Annotated in this window: 20 protein-coding genes; 11 read left to right on the forward strand and 9 right to left on the reverse strand. The window is 69.9% G+C overall.

What is annotated here, in order from left to right; all coding sequences use genetic code 11:
- The first annotated feature begins 32 nt into the window (after positions 1–32).
- Both ACF08N_RS26790 and ACF08N_RS26795 read left to right on the forward strand, forming a co-directional pair.
- Positions 33–824: an IclR family transcriptional regulator gene (locus tag ACF08N_RS26790; RefSeq protein WP_392327238.1), complete on the forward strand. Its 792-nt coding sequence runs from the start codon at positions 33–35 to the stop codon at positions 822–824.
- Positions 825–1,276: 452 nt separating this feature from the next.
- A complete protein-coding gene (locus tag ACF08N_RS26795) occupies positions 1,277–1,690 on the forward strand; it encodes a hypothetical protein (protein ID WP_392327239.1) in 414 nt (137 codons plus the stop codon).
- 277 nt (positions 1,691–1,967) lie between these two features.
- Here the strand turns inward: ACF08N_RS26795 and ACF08N_RS26800 are convergent, their stop codons facing one another.
- Positions 1,968–2,996 carry an Lrp/AsnC family transcriptional regulator gene (locus ACF08N_RS26800; protein ID WP_392327240.1) on the reverse strand — a complete coding sequence of 343 codons (1,029 nt, stop codon included), beginning with the start codon at positions 2,994–2,996 and terminating at the stop codon, positions 1,968–1,970.
- 144 nt (positions 2,997–3,140) lie between these two features.
- Here ACF08N_RS26800 and ACF08N_RS26805 point away from each other — a divergent pair, with 144 nt between their 5' ends.
- Positions 3,141–4,499 (forward strand): MFS transporter, encoded by a 1,359-nt coding sequence (locus tag ACF08N_RS26805; RefSeq protein WP_392327241.1) that lies wholly within the window; start codon positions 3,141–3,143, stop codon positions 4,497–4,499.
- Entirely contained in the window at positions 4,486–5,682 is a 1,197-nt protein-coding gene (locus tag ACF08N_RS26810; RefSeq protein WP_392327242.1) for a M20 family metallopeptidase, read from the forward strand. Before ACF08N_RS26805 ends, ACF08N_RS26810 begins: the two co-directional genes overlap by 14 nt.
- A 178-nt stretch (positions 5,683–5,860) precedes the next feature.
- Here ACF08N_RS26810 and ACF08N_RS26815 read toward each other — a convergent pair whose 3' ends face one another.
- A complete protein-coding gene (locus ACF08N_RS26815; protein WP_392327243.1) occupies positions 5,861–6,103 on the reverse strand; it encodes a hypothetical protein in 243 nt (80 codons plus the stop codon).
- Between the two features lie 86 nt (positions 6,104–6,189).
- The gene (locus tag ACF08N_RS26820) at positions 6,190–7,122 is read right to left on the reverse strand and encodes an EamA family transporter (RefSeq protein WP_392327244.1); all 933 of its coding nucleotides are present in this window, start codon (positions 7,120–7,122) and stop codon (positions 6,190–6,192) included.
- 40 nt (positions 7,123–7,162) lie between these two features.
- Between ACF08N_RS26820 and ACF08N_RS26825 the strand changes: the two genes are divergently transcribed.
- Together ACF08N_RS26825 and ACF08N_RS26830 are read left to right on the forward strand one after the other, a co-directional pair.
- Positions 7,163–7,687 (forward strand): MarR family winged helix-turn-helix transcriptional regulator, encoded by a 525-nt coding sequence (locus ACF08N_RS26825; protein ID WP_392327245.1) that lies wholly within the window; start codon positions 7,163–7,165, stop codon positions 7,685–7,687.
- 150 nt (positions 7,688–7,837) lie between these two features.
- Positions 7,838–8,389, forward strand: a complete 552-nt coding sequence (locus ACF08N_RS26830; RefSeq protein WP_392327389.1) for a YciI family protein — start codon at positions 7,838–7,840, stop codon at positions 8,387–8,389.
- Between the two features lie 77 nt (positions 8,390–8,466).
- On the opposite strand, the gene ACF08N_RS26835 is transcribed toward ACF08N_RS26830, so the two are convergent.
- On the reverse strand, positions 8,467–8,895 hold the full coding sequence (locus tag ACF08N_RS26835; RefSeq protein ID WP_392327246.1) for a Fur family transcriptional regulator: 429 nt from the start codon (positions 8,893–8,895) through the stop codon (positions 8,467–8,469).
- Positions 8,896–9,460: 565 nt separating this feature from the next.
- Here ACF08N_RS26835 and katG point away from each other — a divergent pair.
- From katG to ACF08N_RS26850, 3 genes are all read left to right on the forward strand, one after another.
- The gene (gene katG / locus ACF08N_RS26840) at positions 9,461–11,650 is read left to right on the forward strand and encodes a catalase/peroxidase HPI (protein WP_392327247.1); all 2,190 of its coding nucleotides are present in this window, start codon (positions 9,461–9,463) and stop codon (positions 11,648–11,650) included.
- 580 nt (positions 11,651–12,230) lie between these two features.
- Positions 12,231–14,072 carry a gamma-glutamyltransferase gene (ggt, locus tag ACF08N_RS26845; RefSeq protein ID WP_392327248.1) on the forward strand — a complete coding sequence of 614 codons (1,842 nt, stop codon included), beginning with the start codon at positions 12,231–12,233 and terminating at the stop codon, positions 14,070–14,072.
- A 126-nt stretch (positions 14,073–14,198) separates the two neighbouring features.
- Positions 14,199–14,597: an ACT domain-containing protein gene (locus tag ACF08N_RS26850; protein WP_392327249.1), complete on the forward strand. Its 399-nt coding sequence runs from the start codon at positions 14,199–14,201 to the stop codon at positions 14,595–14,597.
- Between the two features lie 125 nt (positions 14,598–14,722).
- Here ACF08N_RS26850 and ACF08N_RS26855 read toward each other — a convergent pair whose 3' ends face one another.
- The 5 genes from ACF08N_RS26855 to ACF08N_RS26875 form a co-directional block, all read right to left on the reverse strand.
- Complete coding sequence (locus ACF08N_RS26855; RefSeq protein WP_392327250.1) at positions 14,723–15,460, reverse strand: SDR family NAD(P)-dependent oxidoreductase; 738 nt, start codon at positions 15,458–15,460, stop codon at positions 14,723–14,725.
- A 113-nt stretch (positions 15,461–15,573) separates the two neighbouring features.
- Positions 15,574–16,410, reverse strand: coding sequence for a hypothetical protein (locus tag ACF08N_RS26860; RefSeq protein WP_392327251.1), 837 nt, complete (start codon positions 16,408–16,410; stop codon positions 15,574–15,576).
- Positions 16,411–16,482: 72 nt separating this feature from the next.
- Positions 16,483–16,830: a hypothetical protein gene (locus tag ACF08N_RS26865; RefSeq protein ID WP_392327252.1), complete on the reverse strand. Its 348-nt coding sequence runs from the start codon at positions 16,828–16,830 to the stop codon at positions 16,483–16,485.
- 105 nt (positions 16,831–16,935) lie between these two features.
- Complete coding sequence (locus ACF08N_RS26870; protein WP_392327253.1) at positions 16,936–17,409, reverse strand: DUF6463 family protein; 474 nt, start codon at positions 17,407–17,409, stop codon at positions 16,936–16,938.
- Positions 17,406–18,026 carry a DUF2867 domain-containing protein gene (locus tag ACF08N_RS26875; RefSeq protein WP_392327254.1) on the reverse strand — a complete coding sequence of 207 codons (621 nt, stop codon included), beginning with the start codon at positions 18,024–18,026 and terminating at the stop codon, positions 17,406–17,408. The genes ACF08N_RS26870 and ACF08N_RS26875 overlap by 4 nt, the downstream gene beginning before the upstream one ends.
- Positions 18,027–18,110: 84 nt before the next feature.
- On the opposite strand from ACF08N_RS26875, the gene ACF08N_RS26880 reads away from it, so the two are divergent.
- Together ACF08N_RS26880 and ACF08N_RS26885 are read left to right on the forward strand one after the other, a co-directional pair.
- Positions 18,111–18,662: a TetR/AcrR family transcriptional regulator gene (locus ACF08N_RS26880; RefSeq protein ID WP_392327255.1), complete on the forward strand. Its 552-nt coding sequence runs from the start codon at positions 18,111–18,113 to the stop codon at positions 18,660–18,662.
- A 464-nt stretch (positions 18,663–19,126) separates the two neighbouring features.
- A complete protein-coding gene (locus ACF08N_RS26885) occupies positions 19,127–20,686 on the forward strand; it encodes an APC family permease (RefSeq protein ID WP_392327256.1) in 1,560 nt (519 codons plus the stop codon).
- The last annotated feature ends 4 nt before the right edge of the window (positions 20,687–20,690 follow it).

Consider the following 20,690-nt stretch of genomic DNA (forward strand, 5'->3'; position numbering starts at 1 on the left):
GAGCCCCACCTACCCGTGCGTATAGTTGCGCCATGAGCAACTACACCGGCGAACCGGCAGGTCCCGCGGTGAACGGGGTGCAGTCCGTCGACCGTGCCATCAGCGTCATGGAGATCCTCGCCCAGCGCGGCGAAGCCGGCGTCAGCGAAGTCGCCGCCGAGATCGACGTCCACAAGTCGACCGCGTTCCGCCTCCTCGTGGCCCTGGAAACACGCGGCCTGGTCGAACAGGCCGGCGAACGGGGCAGATACCGGCTCGGCTTCGGCATCGTCCGCCTCGCCGGCGCCGTCACCGGCCGCCTCGACATCACCCAGCAAGGCCGGCCCGTCTGCGAACGCCTCGCCGAAGAAATCGGCGAAACCGTCAACATCGCCGTCCTCCAAGAACACTACGCCGTCAACCTCTACCAGGTCCGCGGACCCGGCGCCGTCGCCTCACACAACTGGGTCGGACAACTCACCCCCCTCCACGCCACCTCCAGCGGCAAAATCCTCCTCGCCCACCTCCCCCCGAAACAACGCACCACAGCCCTCGCCGCCTCCGCCATGCAAAAACTCACCCCCCACACCATCACCACCAAAACCGCACTCGAAAAAAACCTCACCCAAGCACGGACACGCGGCTACGCCATCACCCTCGAAGAATTCGAACTCGGACTCCACGCCATAGCCGCCCCCATCCACAACCGCGACGGCGACGTCATCGCCGCCCTCAGCGCATCCGGACCCGCCTACCGCTTCACCGAACACCGCCTCCACGAAATCGCCCCCACACTCCTCAAAGGCGCCCAAGAAATCAGCCACCGCATGGGCCACCTCGGCTGAACCCACCAACAACCCACTTACGGCGAGCCAGCCGACGCGCTTCGGGCCCACCACGCGACCCGACCGGTGGTCGCCGCGGCCCGCGAGATCATCCACCGGGCGCCCTCCGCGAAGGAGCCGTCCCGATCGGCCCTCCGCCAGCCGGCACGGCGCGCCCATAAATGCTCGAGACGCGTCTTGTCACGTCCGGCCTGCCGCGGCCGGCTGGGTGCGCCGCAGCCCCGAGATGACGTCGGCGCGTTTCCCCGCGCATGTCCTCGACGATGCTCACCACGAAGTCGATCAGATGTCACACCGGCTCCCTGCGTCCCGAGTTGACGGGCACCGGCCCCGGACCAGGGCTGTCAGCTGCCGGGACAGGATGGGACTGTCCGGGACAGCTGGAGAACGTTGCCGACCGCCTTGGCGACTTGCAGTCTCTCTGTGTCCCAACACCCCATCAGGGAGACAACATGCGTCTTCGTCATGCCCTCGCAACCGCGGGGCTCGGTACAGCTCTCATCCTCGGCGTTCCCATAGCACCCGCTCAGGCCGCCGCCGCCGGACACGATGCACACGTCAATCTGTACGTCGACGGCAAGACCGTCGCCTCCGCCTCGTTCATCAGTCTCGGGGACCGGTTCGAGGTGACAAAGAGGTCGTCCTACGGCGGCCGCTCTTACCTGGAGTACAAGTACATCCGCAAGGACGGAACCCTTCAGGAGGGCACCCACTGGGGTGTCAGCGACATCGGCTACACCATGAAGTTCGACCACAACTTCGGTGAGGGCCGAAAAGTCGTCTTCCGTCTGTGCGTTCAGAACACGTACGGGTGGGACGACTGCACCGACGACGCTGACGGGCAGTGGGAAACCGGCTACGCCTGATCCCACCCGCTCACCCGACGAACGCACCGGCGGAGGCCCGGCTCTCGACAGCACCGCCCTGCCGAGGCCCACCCGCCGGCGCCCACTGCCGGACTCCGACCGACCCGGCTGCTGACGGCCGGAGAGAAGCCGCAGGACGAGGAGCGGTAGCCAGACCACTGGCCCCGGGGGTCTTTCCTCGTCCCGGCCGACTGGGCCCGGTCCCGTAGGGATCGGGCCCAGTGGCCGTTCTCACGGGCCATGCGCCGGCTCTCGAGCAGCAGACGCGCCCGGCCCCTCAGACGCCCGGTGCCGGCCAGGCGGTGACCGGGACACGGCCCACCGCTGCGCCCCGCGCGTCGAGGACATGGCCCACGCGCTTGGACTGGCTCAGGGCGAGCGAGCAGCCCTCGACCTCGAAGCCGTCGATCCGGGCGGACAGCGTGGCCTGGAGGGCCTGGATGTCGCCCAGGGAACGGAGCCAGGTGGTGACGAGGAGGTTGGGGCGTCCGCCGGTGATCGCGGCGCACAGGCGCGTCTCCGGGAGGGCCGCGAGCTGCGCCGCGACCGTGTCCAACTGGGCGTACGGGACGCGGCACCAGAGGGAGACGCTGAACGGCCAGCCGGACAGAGGCCGGGCGACTTCGCAGCGCAGGACGGCCCGCCGGTGGGTGAGCAGCGCGTCCAGGCGGCGGCGGACCGTGCTGATGCTCATTCCCGTGCGGGCGGAGAGGGTGCTGTAGGAAGCCCTGCCGTCCTCGGTGAGCGCCGTCAGCAGGGACCGGTCCCTCTCGTCCAGGGGCCGGGCGGGAACGCTCGTGCCGGGCAGGGCCGTCGCAATCCGCCGGCACTGGGCGGCGCCGAGGGCGCGCACCTGCCACTGGCTTCCCTCGGTGTGCAGGGCGGTGGCGACGTGGGCGCTGGTGCTGCGTACGCCGTCGATCCGGCCGAGCACCGTCAGGACGTACGCCGACAGCGCCGCCAGATCCCGGACGATCACCGTGAGCAGCAGGTCGAAGCTGCCGGTCATGTGCTCCACCGAGCCGACGCGGGGGTCCGTGACCAGCCGCTCTGCCACGCCGTGCGCGGCGCCGGCCTCGCACTCCACCTCGATGAAGGCGCACAGCGCCTCGGCCGGTTCGACGAAGCCGGGCACCACGGCGATCCATGCGCGGCCGCTGTTCTCCAGGCGCGCCCAGCGGCGGGCCACGGTCGCCGGGTCGGCCTGGAGGACCTCGCCCAGCAGGGACCAGGAGGCGCGGGGGTGGATCTGGAGCGCGTTGAGCAATTCCAGCTCTGCTTCGTCGAATTCGGCAAGAACCTGCATCCAACCCACTCCTATGGCGATTTCCCGCGATTCTACGGGCCCGCGTGCTCAGACCTCCATCATCTCCAGGCAGTCCCCGGCCTCATGGCGGCGGCAGGCGCGGCCTGTCCGTCCGCCCGGCCTCACCGAGCAGGAGGTGTCCGTATGACGGATACGGCAGCGTCGCCGATCGCCGTCCGCACGTCCCCCGCCAGACGTCGCGAACTGACGGCGGCGACCGTGGGTTCCGTCGTCGAGTCGTTCGACTGGAACATGTATGCCATCCTCGCCCCGTATCTGGCGGCCGAGTTGTTCGGCGAGGACGGCGGGCTCGTCCAGGCATACGGAGGCTTCGCCGTCGGCTTCTTCGCCCGTCCGCTCGGCGGCCTGCTCATCGGCCGGTTCAGTGACCGGCACGGCCGCCGCGCCGGGCTGACGCTGAGCATGTCCGTCATCGCGCTGGCGAGCCTGGGCCTCGCCCTGATCCCGTCCGCCGCGGTCATCGGTGTCGGTGCCGCCCTGCTGGCCGTGGCCGCCCGTCTCGTGCAGGGACTGGCGTACGGCGGCGAGACACCGACCGTCGCGGCGTACGTGACCGAGACGGCGCCGCCCCGCAGCCGCTTCCTCTACAGCGCGGTCTCCTACGGCGGGATCGTGCTCGGTTCGCTGCTGTCCTTCGGCGCTCTGGCCGTGCTCCACGCCGTACTGGGCCGGCAGGGGCTGGACGAGGGCGGCTGGCGCTGGGGCTTCGTGATCGCCGCCGTTCTCGGCCTCGCCGCCCTGTGGGTGCGCCGCTCGGCACCGGAGAGCGAGGACTTCGAGGAGGAGCGCCGGCTGCGGCGGACGACAGCGCGGCAGGACAGCGGTTCCCCCGTGCGCGAGGCGCTGCTCGGTCACCCGTGGTCGATGCTGTCGCTGTTCCTCTTCTGCGTGGGCGGGACCGTGGCCTTCTACTGCGGGCTCGTGTACCTGCCGGTCTACGCGGACGGCGTGGGTGCCCTCGGCAAGGAGGCCGCCTCCGCCTTCATGCCGGTCGTCTTCGTGGTCACGTTCGCGGCGATGCTGATGGCGGGGGTGGCGGCGGACCGGTTCGGCGGGCTGCGCACGATGCGGGCCGCTTGTCTGGCCCTGGCCGGCTGCACGCTGCCGCTCATGCTCGGCCTGCGCAGCGGTGCGCTGCCGTTCGAGTTCGTCGCCCTCGCCTTCGGGGTCCTCCTCGCCCCCGTCCTGATGGGCAACAACGTCGTACTCGGACTGCTCTTCCCCACCGCCGTGCGTGCCGTCGGGCTCGGGGTCGGCACGGCGCTGACGATCGCCGTCTTCGGCGGCACCTTCCCGATGCTCGCCGAGTGGCTGCAGGGCCGCGGCTGGGGCGGAGCGGTTCCCTTCTACGTGACGCTCTGCGCGCTCGGCCCGGTGGCGGCCACCTTCACGGCGACCCGTGTCCCCGACTTCGCCCGCGCCATGCGTTCCACCCGTACCTCCCGTACCTCCCGTCAGGAGACAACCGATGTCCCTTCGTGACGACGCCCTCGCGCTCCAGGGCGACCTGGTCGAACTGCGCCGGACGCTGCACCGTGAACCGGAACTGGGGCTGCATCTGCCGCGCACCCAGGACCACGTGCTGCGTTCGCTCGAGGGGCTGCCGCTGGAGACCTCGCTCGGGGACGGGCTGAGTTCCGTCACGGGTGTCCTGCGCGGGACCCGGCCCGGTCCCACGGTGCTGCTGCGGGGCGACATGGACGCCCTGCCGGTCACCGAGCGCACCGGCCTCGGCTTCGCGGCGGACACCGACCGCATGCACGCCTGCGGTCACGACCTCCACACGACCATGCTGGTGGGCGCCGCCCGCCTGTTGTCGGCCCACAGGGAACGGCTCGCCGGGGACGTCGTGTTCATGTTCCAGCCGGGCGAGGAGGGCCACGACGGCGCAGGGCACATGATCGCCGAGGGCGTCCTGACCGCCTCCGGGACCGCGCCGGTGGCCGCGTACGGGCTGCATGTGATGAGCTCCGGGCTGCCGGCCGGTGTCTTCGCCACGCGCCGCGGTCCGGTCCTCGCGGCAAGCGACACGGTGTACGTCACCGTGCGCGGGGCCGGGGGACACGGCTCGATGCCGCACCTGGCGAAGGATCCGATCCCGGCGGCGTGCGAGATGGTGCTGGCGCTGCAGACCTTGGTGACGCGCGGGTTCGATGTCCACGATCCGGTGGTCGTGACGGTCGGCTCCTTCCACGCGGGCACGCAGCACAACGTCATCCCCGGCGAGGTCCGCTTCGAGGCGACCGTGCGCTCCTACTCCCCCGCCGCACACGCCCGTGTCAGGGACGGTGTGGTGAACGTGGTCCGGGGCATCGCCGGGGCGCACGGCCTGGAGGCGGAGGTCGATTACCAGGAGACGTATCCGGTGACCGTGAACGACGCGGCGGAGGCGGAGTTCGCGGCCGGTGTCGTGGCCGAACTGCACGGCGAGGAAAGGTACTTGTGGATGGAACGGCCGATCTCCGGTTCCGAGGACTTCTCCCGTGTCCTCGCCGAAGTACCGGGCGCGTTCCTCGCCCTGGGCGCCGCCCCCGCCGGCACGGATCCCACGACGGCCCCCAACAACCACTCCCCGTTCGCCGTCTTCGACGAGTCCGTGCTCTCCCAGGGTGCGTCGCTCCTCGCGACGCTCGCGCTCGACCGACTCGCCGCGCCGGCGGTGTGAGTCCCGCCGCCCCTGGTGTCGGCTCACCGTCCACCGCGTCCGGGCAACTCATGCACGTCGTAGGCCGTCTCCCGACAATGCGGGGCGGCCTACCGGCCTGCTGGAATACCCGGACGTCGGCGCCGGTGCCCGCAGCAAGGGGTCAGTACAGGCTGCGGCAGGTGTTCCAGCCTGCGGATCATGATGTCCGGGCCGGTGCCGCAGCGGCAGGGAGACGATGCCTGCCGACGCGCGGCGAGTTGGCCGTTGTTGCACAGCCATAGGGGCCGAAGGTGCCGGCCGGGTCGGCGACATGGAAACTGCCGTTGGACTTGCGGAAGGAGATGTCGCCCTGGCCGTCGCCGGTGAAGTCGGCTCGGGGCAGCGCTCGTTCGGTGGGCAGCGGTACCGGGTCCGCTGCAGCAGGACGCGACAGCAGCATGGCACCGCAGAGCGCGACTGCAGTGCAGCCCGCTATCCGGCGGGCACGGGCACGTCGCGGCAGGGCCAGGCTCGGAGCAAGGAATCCTATCGGCGCTGTGATTCTCCAGGGATCACCTCGGCCGCACCGCCTCGGCCCGGACGGGGAGGTGCCTGGTTGCCGGCGCGTCGGCCCGCGCGCTTGGGTCGGCCGAGGACGACGCCGGCCAGGACCAGGATCAGGCCGCACAGTTGCTGGACAGTCAGCACCTCTCCGGCGACCGCTGTGCCGAGCAGCACACCGGTCACGGGGTTGAGCAGTCCGATCAGTCCGACTGTCCCCGCGGGCAGGTGCCGCAGCCCGGTGAACCAGGCGGCGAAGGCCAGGGCGGTGGCAACCAGGGCGACGTAGCCGAACGCGAGGAGCGTCGGTGTGGAGAGCGCGGGCGGCGGGCCCTCCACGGCTGCGGCGACGGGGAGCAGGAACAGGCCTCCCGCGGTGAGTTGCCAGGCGGTCGAGGCGAGCACGTCGGTACCGGCGCTCCACCGTTTGGCCAGGATGTGGCCGAAGGACGACACCAGCATGGCGGCGGCCGAGGCGAGGACGCCCGGCACGCTCAGCCCTTCCACCCCCGTGAGCAGCATGAGACAGACCCCGCCGAGCCCGACCGCGGCACCGGCCAGGTGGGCGGTCCGGAGCCGCTCGGACACCAGGGGCCGGGCGATGAGCATCATCGTCAGCGGGGACACCGCCATGACGGTCGAGGCGACGCTCGTCGGAAGCAGTTGGGAGGCGGCATAGACGAGGACGAAGAACACGCTCATGTTGAGCAACCCGAGCACCGCGGACCGCCACCACCACGCCCCGCGCGGCCGCCGCCTGCTCAAGGCCAGCAGGACCAGGCCGGCGGGCAGGGCCCGCAGGGCGGCCCCGTAGAGCGGGCGGTCAGCCGGCAGGAACTCGTGGGTGACGAAGTAGTTGGTCCCCCATGCCACCGGAGCGACTGCGGTCAGTGCCACCCAACGAAATTTGGCTTCCATGGAAGCCAATATAGCTTCCTGGGAAGCTATCATGGTGTGCATGGAGCAGCATCAGCCGCTGGACCGCGTAGCCGACATTCAGGCCGAATGGCGCCGCGAACGCCCCGACGTCGACGTCACCCCGCAAGGAGTGATCGGCCGACTGCACCGCCTGGCCGACCGGCTCACCGAGGAACTGTGTCTCGTTTACGGCCGCTACGGTCTCAGCGAGGGAGAGTTCGACGTCCTGTGCGCACTGCGCCGCGCCGGTGAGCCCTACGAACGGGCACCCGGCGAGCTCGCCGCACACACCATGGTCACCACCGGCGCGATGACGAAGAGAATCGACCGCCTGGAGCGAGCCGGACTCGTCACCCGCCGCCGTTCCGAGGACGACCAGCGCGGCCGGATCGTCGCCCTCACCAGACCCGGACGCGAGCTGATCGACCGAGCGTTCACCGACCACATGCGCAATGAACGCCACCTGCTGGATCTACTGACGCCCGCCGAGGCCGAGTCACTCGAAACGCTGCTCACCACCTGGCTCGCCCGCATGGAAAATCCGCGTACTCCCGGCAGCGAGTGACCGCCCCTCCGGGCCGCGACCAGCTCGGAGGCTCAGAGGGAAGTCCTCAGGAGCAGTCGGTGACAAGTCAACTGCACGGGTAGTTCCGCTCGTTGTCGGGCCGAGCGCACATACGAGGTGCCTCGGCGCACGATGGGCGAGACTGTGACCATGGAATTCTTCTGCTACCACCGCGATCGGCCCGGCTCCCTGCCGCTGCGCGACGAGCTGCTGGAAGACCACTGGTCCTACATGGACCGGTACGGGAAGGAGATGATCGCCCGCGGCCCGACCCTCACCAGTGACGGTGAGATGCCCACCGGCAGCGTGCACATGGTCGACCTGCCCGATCCCGCCGCCGCCCGCGCGTTCGCCTTTGACGAGCCCGGCTACCAGGCCGGCGTCTACCGGGACGTCCTGCTGCGCCGGTGGCACAACATGCTGGGGCGCACCATGTGGGATTTCCCAGGGGGCCGGACCGGTGGCAGCCGGTACCTGGTGATCGGCCTCGGCACGGGGCAGGGCGCCGACCTCGCCGTGCCACCCGACCGGGACGAACTGATCGCGTACGGGCCACTGCTGTCCGACGACGGCACCGCCTGGCTGGGGACGGCGGCGCTGGTCCGGGCGCCGGGCCCGGACGCGGCACGCGCCGTGCTGACCTCGGGCCCGTATGCCGACATCGAGGTCCACAACTGGCAGTTCGGCGGACGCCCGTCATGAACTGACAGGGTCACTCACTCGTCACTTCGCGGAAGGCCCCCCGCCGGTCCGGCCGGGGGCCTTCGTATGAGTCAAGATCACACGTGTGGCAGCCCGGGGGCGCAGGACGGGCACAGCCCGCGGTAGGTGACCTCGGCCTCGGACACCGTGAAACCGAACCGCTCCTCCGCCGGGAGGGCGGCGAGGGGATCACCGGTCGGGTGGACGTCGCGGATGGTCCCGCACCGGGAGCACACCAAATGCTGGTGCGGATGGTGTGCGTTGGGGTCGTAGCGCTTGGCGCGGCCGTCGGTGGCGACCTCCATCACCTCGCCGAGCGAGACCAGCTCGCCCAGCGTGTTGTAGACGGTCGCCCGGGAGATCTCCGGCAGCCGCTGCGCCGCCCGGGCATGCACCTCGTCGGCCGTGAGATGCACATGATCACCGTCGAGGACCTCCGCAACGACACGCCGCTGGGAGGTCACCCGCCAGCCACGCCCTCGCAGTCGTTCCAGCAGGTCACTCATATCGGTTCACCTATTCAGGCTCGGCGGGACACCGGAGTTTACCGGGCGGTCATGATTCCCATGGGAAATGGATGACGTGACCTTTCGGTGGTGCACGCGCGCGCTTCGCCAAGGCTGCGAAGAGGAATTCCGGGCCACGGCTTCGCCACCCCATCGAGCACCAGGCTTGCATATAATTGTTTGTTTCCGATTATCACGTGAGCGGGTGGTCATGATGATCAGGAAGAGATCACTCTTCTCGTAGGCCGGGTCCCCAGCGGCTTCGGCCTTTGAGCGCTTGTTACGCGGGGTTGCTCTGCGTGTTCTCGTAGCCGCGCGGTCTGCGGTGCGCGACCATACGGACGCCGACACAGGCGCAAGCATCGGCGTCGTGCGTGAGAAAAGGTTCTCGCCGGCCGCCGGCCCCGCGTTGATCGCCGCGGGTCCGGCAAGCGTTTTCGACCGGCGGGCTCCATGGCGCGCCACGAGCGCGGGTCGCAGTGCTCGACACCGGCAAGGCAACCAACATCAAGAGCGAGCAGTAGCAGCCAGCAGAAGGAAAACCGAGACAGGAAGAAGGACGGACGTGTCCGGCAGCGAAAGCGAGAACCCGGTAATCTCCTCCCCGACCCCCACGCCGACTCCGCCCAAGACGAACCGGGACTGGTGGCCGAATCAGCTGGACCTTCAGGTTCTCCACCAGCACTCCCCCGTGTCCAATCCCATGGGTGAGGATTTCGACTACGCGGAAGAGTTCGCGACCCTCGACCTCGACGCGCTGAAACAGGACGTCTTCGAGGTGATGACGACGTCGCAGGACTGGTGGCCTGCCGACTACGGCCACTACGGTCCGCTCTTCATTCGCATGAGCTGGCATGCCGCGGGAACGTACCGCATTGCCGACGGCCGGGGCGGTGGCGGCAGCGGCGCTCAGCGTTTCGCCCCCCTCAACAGTTGGCCGGACAACGCGAGCCTCGACAAGGCGCGCCGTCTGCTCTGGCCGGTCAAGCAGAAATACGGCCGGAAAATCTCCTGGGCCGATCTTCTGGTCTTCGCCGGCAACTGTGCCATGGAATCGATGGGGTTCAAGACGTTCGGGTTCGGCTTCGGGCGAGAAGACATCTGGGAACCCGAGGAAATCTTCTGGGGGCCCGAGGACACATGGCTCGGAGACGAGCGCTACAGCGGCGACCGGGAACTCACCGGTCCATTCGGCGCCGTGCAGATGGGACTCATCTACGTCAATCCGGAGGGGCCCAACGGCAACCCGGATCCGATGGCCGCCGCCAGGGACATCCGCGAGACATTCGGGCGTATGGCGATGAACGACGAGGAGACGGTTGCGCTCATCGTCGGCGGCCACACGTTCGGCAAGTGTCATGGTGCGGTCGATCCCGGATACATCGGCCCGGAACCCGAGGCCAGCCCCATCGAGCAGCAAGGCCTCGGCTGGAGGAACACGTACGGCAGCGGCAAGGGCGCCGACGCTCTCACCAGTGGGCTCGAAGGCGCATGGACTCCCCAGCCGACGACGTGGGACAACGGGTACCTGGACACCCTGTACAAGTACGACTGGGAGCTGACGACGAGCCCCGCCGGCGCGAAGCAGTGGACTCCCACGGATCCGTCGGCCAAGGACATGGTGCCCGATGCCCATGATCCGTCGAAGCGGCACGCTCCCATGATGCTGACGACGGACCTCTCGCTGAAGCTCGATCCGATCTACGGGCCGATCTCGAAGAGGTTCCACGAGAACCCGGACGAGCTCGCGGTGGCGTTCGCCAAGGCGTGGTACAAGCTGTTGCACCGCGACATGGGACCCATCTCGCGTTACCTGGGCCCATGGGTTCCCGAGCCGCAGCTCTGGCAGGACCCCGTCCCCGAGGTCGACCACGAACTGGTCGGCGACGAGGACATCGCCGCTCTCAAGGCCCGCATCCTCTCCTCGGGGCTGTCCGTCCCGCAGCTGGTCACCACCGCTTGGGCGTCGGCGGCGAGCTTCCGCGGCACCGACAAGCGCGGCGGGGCCAACGGGGCGCGGATTCGACTCGCGCCGCAGAAGGACTGGGAGGTCAACGACCTGCCCGAGGTCGCCGAGGTGGTGCAGACGCTCGACCGGATCCGGGAGGACTTCAACCTCTCGCAGGCCGGCGGAAAGAAGGTGTCCCTCGCCGACCTGATCGTGCTGGGCGGGTGCGCGGCCGTCGAGCAAGCCGCGAAGAACGGCGGGCACGACATCACCGTCCCGTTCGCACCGGGGCGCACGGATGCCTCGCAGGAGCAGACCGACGTGGAGTCGTTCGGCGTGCTCGAACCGAGGGCGGATGCGTTCCGGAACTACCTCCGGGCGGGAGAGAAGTTGTCGCCGGAGACGCTCCTCCTGGACCGCGCCAACCTGTTGGCACTGACCGCTCCCGAGATGACGGTTCTGATCGGCGGCATGCGGGCCCTGAACACGGGCTTCAAGGGATCCCCGCACGGTGTCTTCACCCACCGGCCGGAGACGCTGACCAACGACTTCTTCGTCAACCTGCTCGACATGGGCACGGAGTGGAAGGCGTCGACGTCGGCCGAGAACGTCTTCGAAGGCCGGGATCGCGCCACGGGCGAGGTCAAGTGGACGGCCACCGCCGTCGACCTCGTCTTCGGTTCGCACTCCCAGCTCCGAGCCGTCTCGGAGGTCTACGGGGCCGCGGACGCGGGCGAGAAGTTCGTGCGTGACTTCGTGGCAGCGTGGAACAAGGTGATGAACCTCGATCGGTTCGACCTCGCCTGAGCCCGGTGTCCCAGTGTCCCGGTCGGCCGTTCATCGGCCGGCCGGGACATTCTTTCGCCTTCGCCTGGCTTGTGTTCTGTCCGGTCAGGCCGTCGGGGCGGACGAGGACGACGTGACAAGCCCTTCCGCCCATCCCGCAACACCGGTCTCGGTGCCTGAACGGAGTATCTGACGAGGCATCAACCAGCCGCGGCAAGTGCTGAGACGGCCGCGGGCTAACGAAAGACGTGGGGCCCGCTTGCCGAACCGCTTCAGGTTCCACGACACCGACGTGGACCTCGACCGGTGGTCCGATGCGGTGGGAGCTCGCCTTGAACCACTACTCGATCGCATGCCCTCTGACATCGAGTGGTACGAGGAGAAGGCGTAAGCACCCGCATCGACTGCCGATCGGAGCGACCGCAGGCTCCAACTGCCGCCTGTCCACCGGTCGGCCCGCCTACTCGCAGGAAACCTCAGATCTTCCGCAAACCTTGCCGGAAGCCATTGCCGGGGGCCGGTGCGGCTATGAGGATTTCGGCCACCCCTGGGAACGCCCTCGTCGGTGATCCCTCCTTCTCAGGGGCGAATCGGAGGTTTGATGCCCACCCGCCGTGTTGTGCTGGTCGCCGCGTCCGCCGCGCTGGTCACCGTCCCCCTGCTGCTCCCGCATGCCGTCGCCGCCGCGCCCCCGGAGGCGTCGTCCGGGCTGAGGCCACCCGCGAAGGAGGCCGTCGCCACCGGCAGCGGAGGTGCCGTCGCGAGTGTGAACCCGTACGCCTCGCAGGCCGGTATCGACGTGCTGCGGCGCGGAGGCAACGCCGTGGACGCGGCCGTCGCCACGGCCGCCGCGCTCGGTGTCGTCGAACCGTACTCGGCCGGCATCGGGGGCGGCGGCTACTTCGTGTACTACGACGCCCGCACGAAGAAGGTGCACACCGTCGATGGCCGCGAGACGGCACCGTCCCGTATGCGGCAGGACTCGTTCACCGACCCGTCGACGGGCAAGGCGATTCCGTTCGACGAGGCCGTCAACTCCGGGCTTTCCGTGGGCGTTCCGGGCACCCCGGCGACCTGGCAGAAGGCGTTGGACGAGTGGGGAACCGTCCCGCTGGCGCAGGCCCTGCGTCCGGCGACGCGGATCGCGGACGAGGGGTTCGTCGTCAACGACGAGTTCCGCGCCCAGACCAAGCTGAACGAGGCGCGGTTCCGTGACTTCACCTCGACGGCCGAGCTGTTCCTGCCGAACGGCGAGCTGCCCGTCGTCGGCTCCCGGTTCCGCAACCCGGGCCTGGCGCACACGTACCGGCAGCTCGCCCGCGAGGGCGTGGACGCCATGTACCACGGCTCCGTCGGACGCGACGTGGTGCGCACCGTCCAGAATCCGCCCGTGGCCGAGGGCTCCACGCGGAAGGTGCGCCCCGGGCTGATGGAGGCCGCGGATCTCGCGAACTACCGGACGCTCCGTCAGGCGCCGACTCACACGACGTACCGCGGTGTGGACGTGTACTCCATGGCTCCGTCCTCCTCCGGTGGTACGACGGTCGGCGAGGCGCTCAACATCCTGGACAACTACGACCTGTCGTCGGCCGACACGACACACGCGCTGCATCACTACGTGGAGGCCGGCCGGATCGCGTTCGCGGACCGCAATCGCTGGGTGGGCGACCCGGCGTTCTCGGACGTGCCGACGAAGGAGCTGCTGTCCAAGGAGTTCGCCAAGGAGCGGGCCTGCCTCATCCGGCCCGACGCGGCGCTCACCAGCCCGCTCGCCCCGGGCGACCCGCGCGGTCCCGGCCAGGGCTGCGCGCGGGGCACGGGCAGTCAGGAGCCGTACGAGGGGCCGTCGACCACGCATCTCGTGGCCTCCGACCGTTGGGGCAACGTCGTCTCGTACACGCTGACCATCGAGCAGACCGGCGGTTCGGCGATCACCGTTCCGGGTCGTGGGTTCCTGCTCAACAACGAGCTCTCGGACTTCGACTTCACGCCGTTGCAGGAGGGTGTGCCCGATCCGAACCTGCCGGGTCCGGGCAAGCGCCCGCGCAGCAGCATGTCCCCGACGATCGTGCTGCACGACGGCAGGCCGCTGATCGCGGTGGGCTCGCCGGGCGGCGCCACCATCATCACCACGGTGCTCCAGACGCTCGTCAACCGCCTCGACCTGGGGATGTCGCTGCCGCAGGCGGTCGCCGCGCCGCGTATCTCGCAGCGCAACCGCACCACGACCGAGGCCGAGCCCGCCTTCCTCACGTCGCCGGAGCGCACGGCGCTCGAAGCCCTCGGCCACCGGTTCGTGCAGGCGCCGCAGACCTTCACCCCGTCGCCCGAGATCGGCGCGGTGGCGGCGCTGGAGTTCGGGCCGCGCGGAGAGGTCACGGCGGTGGCCGAGCCGAAACGCCGCGGCGGAGGTTCGGCCATGGTGGTCCACGGAACGTCCTGATGCGGGACACCGCTGTCAGGGGACACCAGCTGTGACCGAGCGCTTCATGTGGCGGAGTTCGCCACATGAAGCGCTCAGCGCCGACGGATACGACCCCGGCGGGCTCGGTTGCGTAGGGTGGTGCTCGTGACTGGTGAGAGTGATCTGCGGAAACTGCTGAGCGGAATGCGTCCGGAGCTGAATCCGGGCCGCTATGTGTTCACCACGGCCGAGGGCGGCGTGCCGTCCGGCCTCACCCCGGTCGTCACCGTCGCCGAGTCCGAGGGCCTGACCCTGGTGGTGCGACGGGAAGAGGCGGATGCGGCGGGAATGGCGTACGACTACGTGGCCGGCTGGATCACCCTGCGCGTCCACTCCGCGCTCGCGGCGGTCGGACTGACCGCCGCGGTCTCCCGGGAACTTGCCGAGGCCGGCCTGAGCTGCAATGTGATCGCCGGCTTCCACCACGACCACCTCTTCGTGCCGTACGAGCACGCTGAACAGGCAGTGTCCTTGCTGGAGGATCTGGCACGACGCTCCGCATGAGACGACGGGAGAGCGGCGGTCACCGCCACGCGTACGCGTCGGGGGCGGCGACACACGCGACCGCCGGGCTCTCGCGGTAGTGGCCTGCGGCCGGCCGACCCGGCCGGCCGCAGGCCACTCCTCCGTCAGCCGAGCAGGTGACCGCCGCCGTCGACGAGGAGCACCTCGCCCGTGATGTACGAGGCGTTGGCCAGGTCGTAGACGGCCTGGGCGATGTCCTCGGGGCGGCCGACGCGGCGCAGCGGTACGGCCGCGGCGACATGGGCCTTGGCCTCGTCCGCGCCGTCGAGGCCGTCGAACCAGGGCGTGTCGATCATGCCGGGCGCGACAGCGTTGACGCGGACGGCGGGGCCCAGGGTCTTGGCGAGGAGCCGGGTCATGTGGTTGACCGCGGCCTTGGAGACGGCGTACGGGATCGAGCTGCCGCCCGGCCGGACACCCGCCTGGGACGAGACGTTGACGACGCAGCCGCCGCTCGCCTTCAGGTGGGGTGCGGCCGCGGTGACGGTCTGCCAGACGCCCAGGACGTTGACGTCGAAGATGTCGCGCCAGATGTCGGGCGTGGCCGCGTCCAGGTCGTCGTGGGGGATGAACCTGGTGATCCCGGCGCTGTTGACCAGGATGTCCAGACGCCCGTACGCGTCGACGGCGCCCTCGACGAGACGGGCTGCCTCGCCGTCCTCGGCGACGTTCGACCGAATGTAGACGGCGTCCGGCAGTTCGGCGGCGAGGGCCTCGCCCGCCTCGACGGAGTGCGCGGAGTTGACGACGACCTTGATGCCGTCGGCGGCCAGGCGGCGTGCAACGGCCGCGCCGATGCCCGAGGACGACCCGGTGACCAGGGCCACCCGCTGTTCGGTCATGCTGCTGTTCCTCCCAAGTCGGCCTGCCGCACCCGGGAGAGATCATGGCACGGCCGCCGGTGGCCTTGGGTGTCCGCCGGATCAGCAGGCAGAGCCGCGGATTCGTCAGGCGGTCAGCCGGTGCGTACCGCCGTGACGGTGAAGCGTTCGACGTCGGCGACGTGACCGCCCGTGGAGGCGACAACCGTGAGCACCGGATCGCGGGCCTCGGAGAAGGAGACCTTCACGTTCCAGGGCTGGTTGTTGCCGCCCGCGGGAGTGCAGCACGGGGAAGTGCCCAGCGGCGCCTCCGACGAGGGTTGGCGCACCTGGACACGGATGCTCTCGTCCACTCCGGAGATCCGCCCGCCGGTCATGAGCGGGGAGTGCACGAGCGACCCGTAGGCGGGTGTGGTCAGGGAGAACGTCGTGTCGTCGGTACCGACGACCTCCCAGGGGGCGTCGGGGCCGGTGCCGAACCGCACGAGGTGGATCACCGCTGCGGTGCCGGTCTCGGGCCCCGTCGGTGCGACTCCGATGCGGGCGTGCCGGCCGCTGACCGTGCGCGAGGAGACCCGGTCGATCTCCTCGAACCCCAAGTAGCCACGGGTGAAGGCCAGCGCGGTCTGATCGGGGTCGCGGTGCCAGGGCTGGTGGCCGCTGGAGCGGTAGGCACGCTCCCACGCCTGGGCCTGGGCGAGGGTGGCGAACGGCCACACCGGCTGGAGGCTCCAGGAGCCGAGCGGCGGTGTGCCGGTGGGGGTCTGTGTGGGCGTCGTCGGACCTGTCGTGGCCGACGGGGTGGCGGCCGACGGTGCCGGGGGTGTCGTGCGCGGGGGCGCGGACGTCCCCGGTGCGGCGGGCGGCGATCCCGATGCGGTCGGGGACCCGCCCGAACCGCTGCACGCAGTGAGCAACAGGCCGGTCACGGTCGCTGCGGCGAAGAGTCGGAACGGGAGCGAGATGTTCATAGGTGCCCCAGGAGAGGTGGACCCGACCGTAGACCGGTCTGTCCGGCTATGGTGCCACCAGTCCCGTCCACTTCACAGGGGGCCGTGCGCACGCTTCGGACGGCGGCCGTCCGTCGCGTCGTCGTCTTCTCCCGTGGCCCACCGCGCCGACAGGGTCAGTTGCCAGTCGCTCGGTTCGAGGCCGTGCAGCACTGGCTGTGGCACGGGGCCGGGTGCCGTCTCGATCAGGTGTACCAGCGTCCAGGCGACGCCGTAGCAGTCGTCGGGCCCGAAGCAGGTGGCCAGCGCCCTTGCCTCTTCGGGTGTGACGGGACGGGGAATCGACGCGAGCTGCCGGTCGCGCCTGTCGATCTCCTCTTCGTTCGCATCCCAGTCGGGGAGGGGGCCGTCGGCCACGAAGGCCTGGACTTCGGGTCTCATGCGCCGATGATCTGTGGACTGGCCACTCGTGGCAAGCCGCGTCGTGCGCCAGGGCACATCCGCCCGCACGCACAGCCTTGAGCGTCACGGGCGAAGCGGACCGTCTCAGCTCTCGGTCTGTCGGGTGGCCGGACAGCGGTCCGGGAGAGATGGCCTCGGTTCCCGGTCTTCCTTGCGTGCCGCCCGGATGACGAGTGCCCCGGCGACGGTCCCGGCGAAGAAGGGGGACGGGACAAGGAGGACGCCGCCCACCGCACACCACAGCACGAGGCTCCAGCCGATCCAGGAGGGGACGGCAACGCCCCGGCCGGCGAGGTGCCAGGTGAGGCAGCCGAGGAGAATCAGGGGCACGGCGAAGCTTCCCGTACCCGCCCAGAAGGTGACCTCGTTCCGAAGGGACTCCACCGTCTCAGCGGCTCCCCCGTCCGTGAGCTCGAGTGGGACGGCCGCCCATATGCCCCGGTCCACCCAGCCGGTGAGGTCCTGCCAGGCGACAAGCGCCAGCAGGAGCAGGTGCCCTGTTCCCAGCACGAACATGATCCCGCTCGCCCAGCGGAGCAGCCGCTTACCGGAGTTCATCGCGATCCCCCTTCTTCGTACTCAGTCTCCGCGTTGTGGCGCTCGCGCCAGGCGCGCTCCCATTGCCGGGTCAGGGCCGGGTAGACGACGAGGTGCCGGAAAGGCGCGATGGCCGCCATGTAGAGCCGCCCGAACCGTCCGTTGGGCTTGACGAGGACCGCCATCCGCAGCTCGTGGTCGCCGTCGGTGCCCTGGACCCAGCCGAGATGCATCACGGTGTGCACGGTCTTGTTCGCCAGCTCGCGCGCGGACTCCCGGTCGAGCTCGTAGACCGCTGTGAGGGGCATGCCCTCGTCGTCGGGGCCGCGGGGGGCGTCGTGGAGGTCGCCGGGCAGGCGGTCACGCAGCGAGGTCACCCGCTCGCCGACGCCCGCTGACGGCTTGTCCCAGCCGAAGACCGCGCCGAGCTTCCACCGAACGGCGAACAGGAACCTCACCGGCAAGGGCTGCTTCGCGGGGCCGCCGGCGGCCCGCAGCGCCGCGAGCATCGCCGGGAAGTCGTCGGGTCCGGCTCCCGGGGTGCGGAACGACCACACGTCCTCGACGGAGAAATCACTAGTGAGTTCGTGGATGCGCCACGGCTGCTCGGTGTAGGCGGTCTTGGCGAGTCGTGGCACGGTTCGGCCTCTCGTTTATACGGCACCGTACAGTTCATGTGTACGGTAACGTACAAACGCGACGTGATCAATGGAGGTGGCCGGATGCCTGCCGTGGCTCGCACACCACGAGCGCGCTGGATCGAGGCGGGCCTCGAAGCCCTCGCCCAAGGAGGGCCCGACGCGGTCCGCGTCGAGACGCTCGCCGCCCGACTCGGCGTGACGAAGGGCGGGTTCTACGGCTACTTCGACGGCCGTCCCGCGCTGCTCGCGGAGATGCTCGACGAGTGGGAACGCCGCTGCACCAGAGAGGTCCTCGCCCAGGTCGGCGCCGAAGGCGGCGACGCCGCCGAGATGATCCGGCGCGTCGGCGAACTGACCTTCTCGGAGGACTTCCACCGGATCGATCTCGCGGTCCGGGCGTGGGCCCGGCACGACGAGGCCGTCGCGGCGCGCCTGCGGCGTATCGACAACGAACGCATGGACTTCCTGCGCACGATGTTCGGCACCTTCCTCACCGACCCCGACGAGATCGAGGCACGCAGCATCCTGGCGTTCGGGCTCGCGATCGGCCGCCACTTCATCGTCGCGGACCACCCCGGGTACACCACACGCGAAGCCGTCCAGCTTGCCGGAGAACACCTCCTGCGGCCGTGACGGTGAGCGCCGGCTGCACGCCGCATCGCCATCGGCGAGCGGGCAGTAACCCGGCACACCTCACCGCGCGTTCGCCCAGACCTTGGACGCCACGGCCAGGGCCTCGAGGACCGCTTCCTCGGCGGTCCGCGGGGTGACGCAGTCGCCTACGGCGAAGACGCGTTCGTCCAGGACGCCGAGGGCGACCGGGGCACGGCCCTGCGCCAGTACGACACCTCGCCCCCTTCGAGCATGGCCGCTCCGCCACGGCCCGGGCGCCCCCTGGCCGCTGAGTCGACGTCATCGCCCTGTGATCCATGCACCGCGAGGACGGGGCAACGCTCACGTCAATGATTGCGGTCCCTTCACAGCTCTTGACAGCCCCGTGTGGCCGGGCTCACAGTGCAGGCTACTGACTGTCTGTTCAGTCAGTAGATGTGCCGCGCCTGTACGAGACCCCCCGTGCCGCCGTAGGAGTCCGCCCAGTGACCCAAGCACCCACCGCCTCCAGCAGGGCCGAAGAGCCCGCTCCCGAGACCCCCGACCTCTCCGAGGGCTGGGGCGAACAACGCAGCCGGCTGCGCAAGGAGCTGCGCCGCTTCGACGTCCTCCTGTTCCTCATATGCACCCTCGTCGGACTCGACACGATCGGGTCGGTCGCGGCGCAGGGTCCTCAGGGCCTGACCTGGATGGCCATTCTCGCCCTGCTCTTCTTCCTCCCCTACGGGCTGCTCGTGGCCGAGCTCGGCTCCGCCTTTCCCGTGCAGGGCGGCCCGTACGTCTGGACCCGGCTCGCCTTCGGGCGGCTCACCGCGGGCCTCAACCAGATCCTCTACTGGATCTCCAACCCGGTGTGGGTGGGCGGCAGTCTGTGCATCATCGCCCTCACGACCTGGGAGGAGTTCTTCACGCCGCTGCCGGGTCTGTGGAAGTACGCCGCCGGGCTGGTGTTCATCTGGGGTGGCGCGCTCGCCGTCGTGCAGTCCGTGCGGGTCGGCAAGTGGGTGCCGATCGCCGGAGCCCTCGCACGTATCGTGCTGCTCGGCTTCTTCCTCGTCTCGGTCGTCGTCTTCGCCTTCCAGAACGGTGTGCACGCCCTGCCGGCGGGCGAGTTCGCCCCGACCTACGCCGGCTTCGTGGCGCTCGTCCCCGTCCTGATCTTCAACTACGTCGGCTTCGAGCTGCCCAGCTCCGCCGCCGAGGAGATGCGCAACCCGCGCCGTGACATTCCGCTCGCCATTCTCCGCTCCGGCTTCGCCGCGCTGCTGCTCTACGGCGGCCCGATCCTCGGCATCCTCTTTGTTCTGCCCAGCGACAGGATCGGCAGCCTCGGCGGCTTCATCGACGCCTGCAAGGCCGTCTTCACCGTCTACGGAGGCTCCATCGCCGCCGACGGCACGGTCACTCTCACCGGTGCCGGCGCGGTCTTCGGCGGCATAGCGGCCGCGGGCCTCATCATCGGCCTCCTCACCTCCGGCGTCACATGGGCGATGGGCGCGCACCGCGCCCAGGCCGTCGCCTGCGCCGACGGCGCGGGGCCGGCCTGGCTCGGCACGATCTCCGAGAAGCACGGCACCCCGGTGCGGGTGAACCTGCTCTCCGCGGTCCTGGCGTCCGTACTGCTCGTGGTCGCGCTCAACCTCACCGAGGGCGACGGCGAGAAGTACTTCGCAGCGGGGCTCGGCCTGACGATCTGCACCACCTTCATCTCGTACGTCATCACCTTCCCCAGCCTGGTGGTGCTGCGTCGCAAGTACCCCGACAGCCCGCGCCCGTACGTCGTGCCGGGGGGACGCGTCGGGGCCTGGACGGTCACCGTCCTCGCGACCGGCCTGGTCGCCTTCACGGTGGTCGTGCTGATCTGGCCGGGCTTCGGGGTTGGCTGGTTCGGCACGGAGGGCTCCGCCGCCGACTCGCTGCCCGAGGCCTTCGCCGGCCAGCGCCTCGCGTACACGCTGAGCCAGGTCGTGCCCCTGCTGGTCATCGCGGGGATCGGGCTCGTCTTCTACGCCCTTGGGGCGAAGACTCGCCGCACGAAGAGCTGAGGCT

Source organism: Streptomyces sp. NPDC015127 (genome assembly GCF_043080095.1).
Classification (GTDB): domain Bacteria; phylum Actinomycetota; class Actinomycetes; order Streptomycetales; family Streptomycetaceae; genus Streptomyces.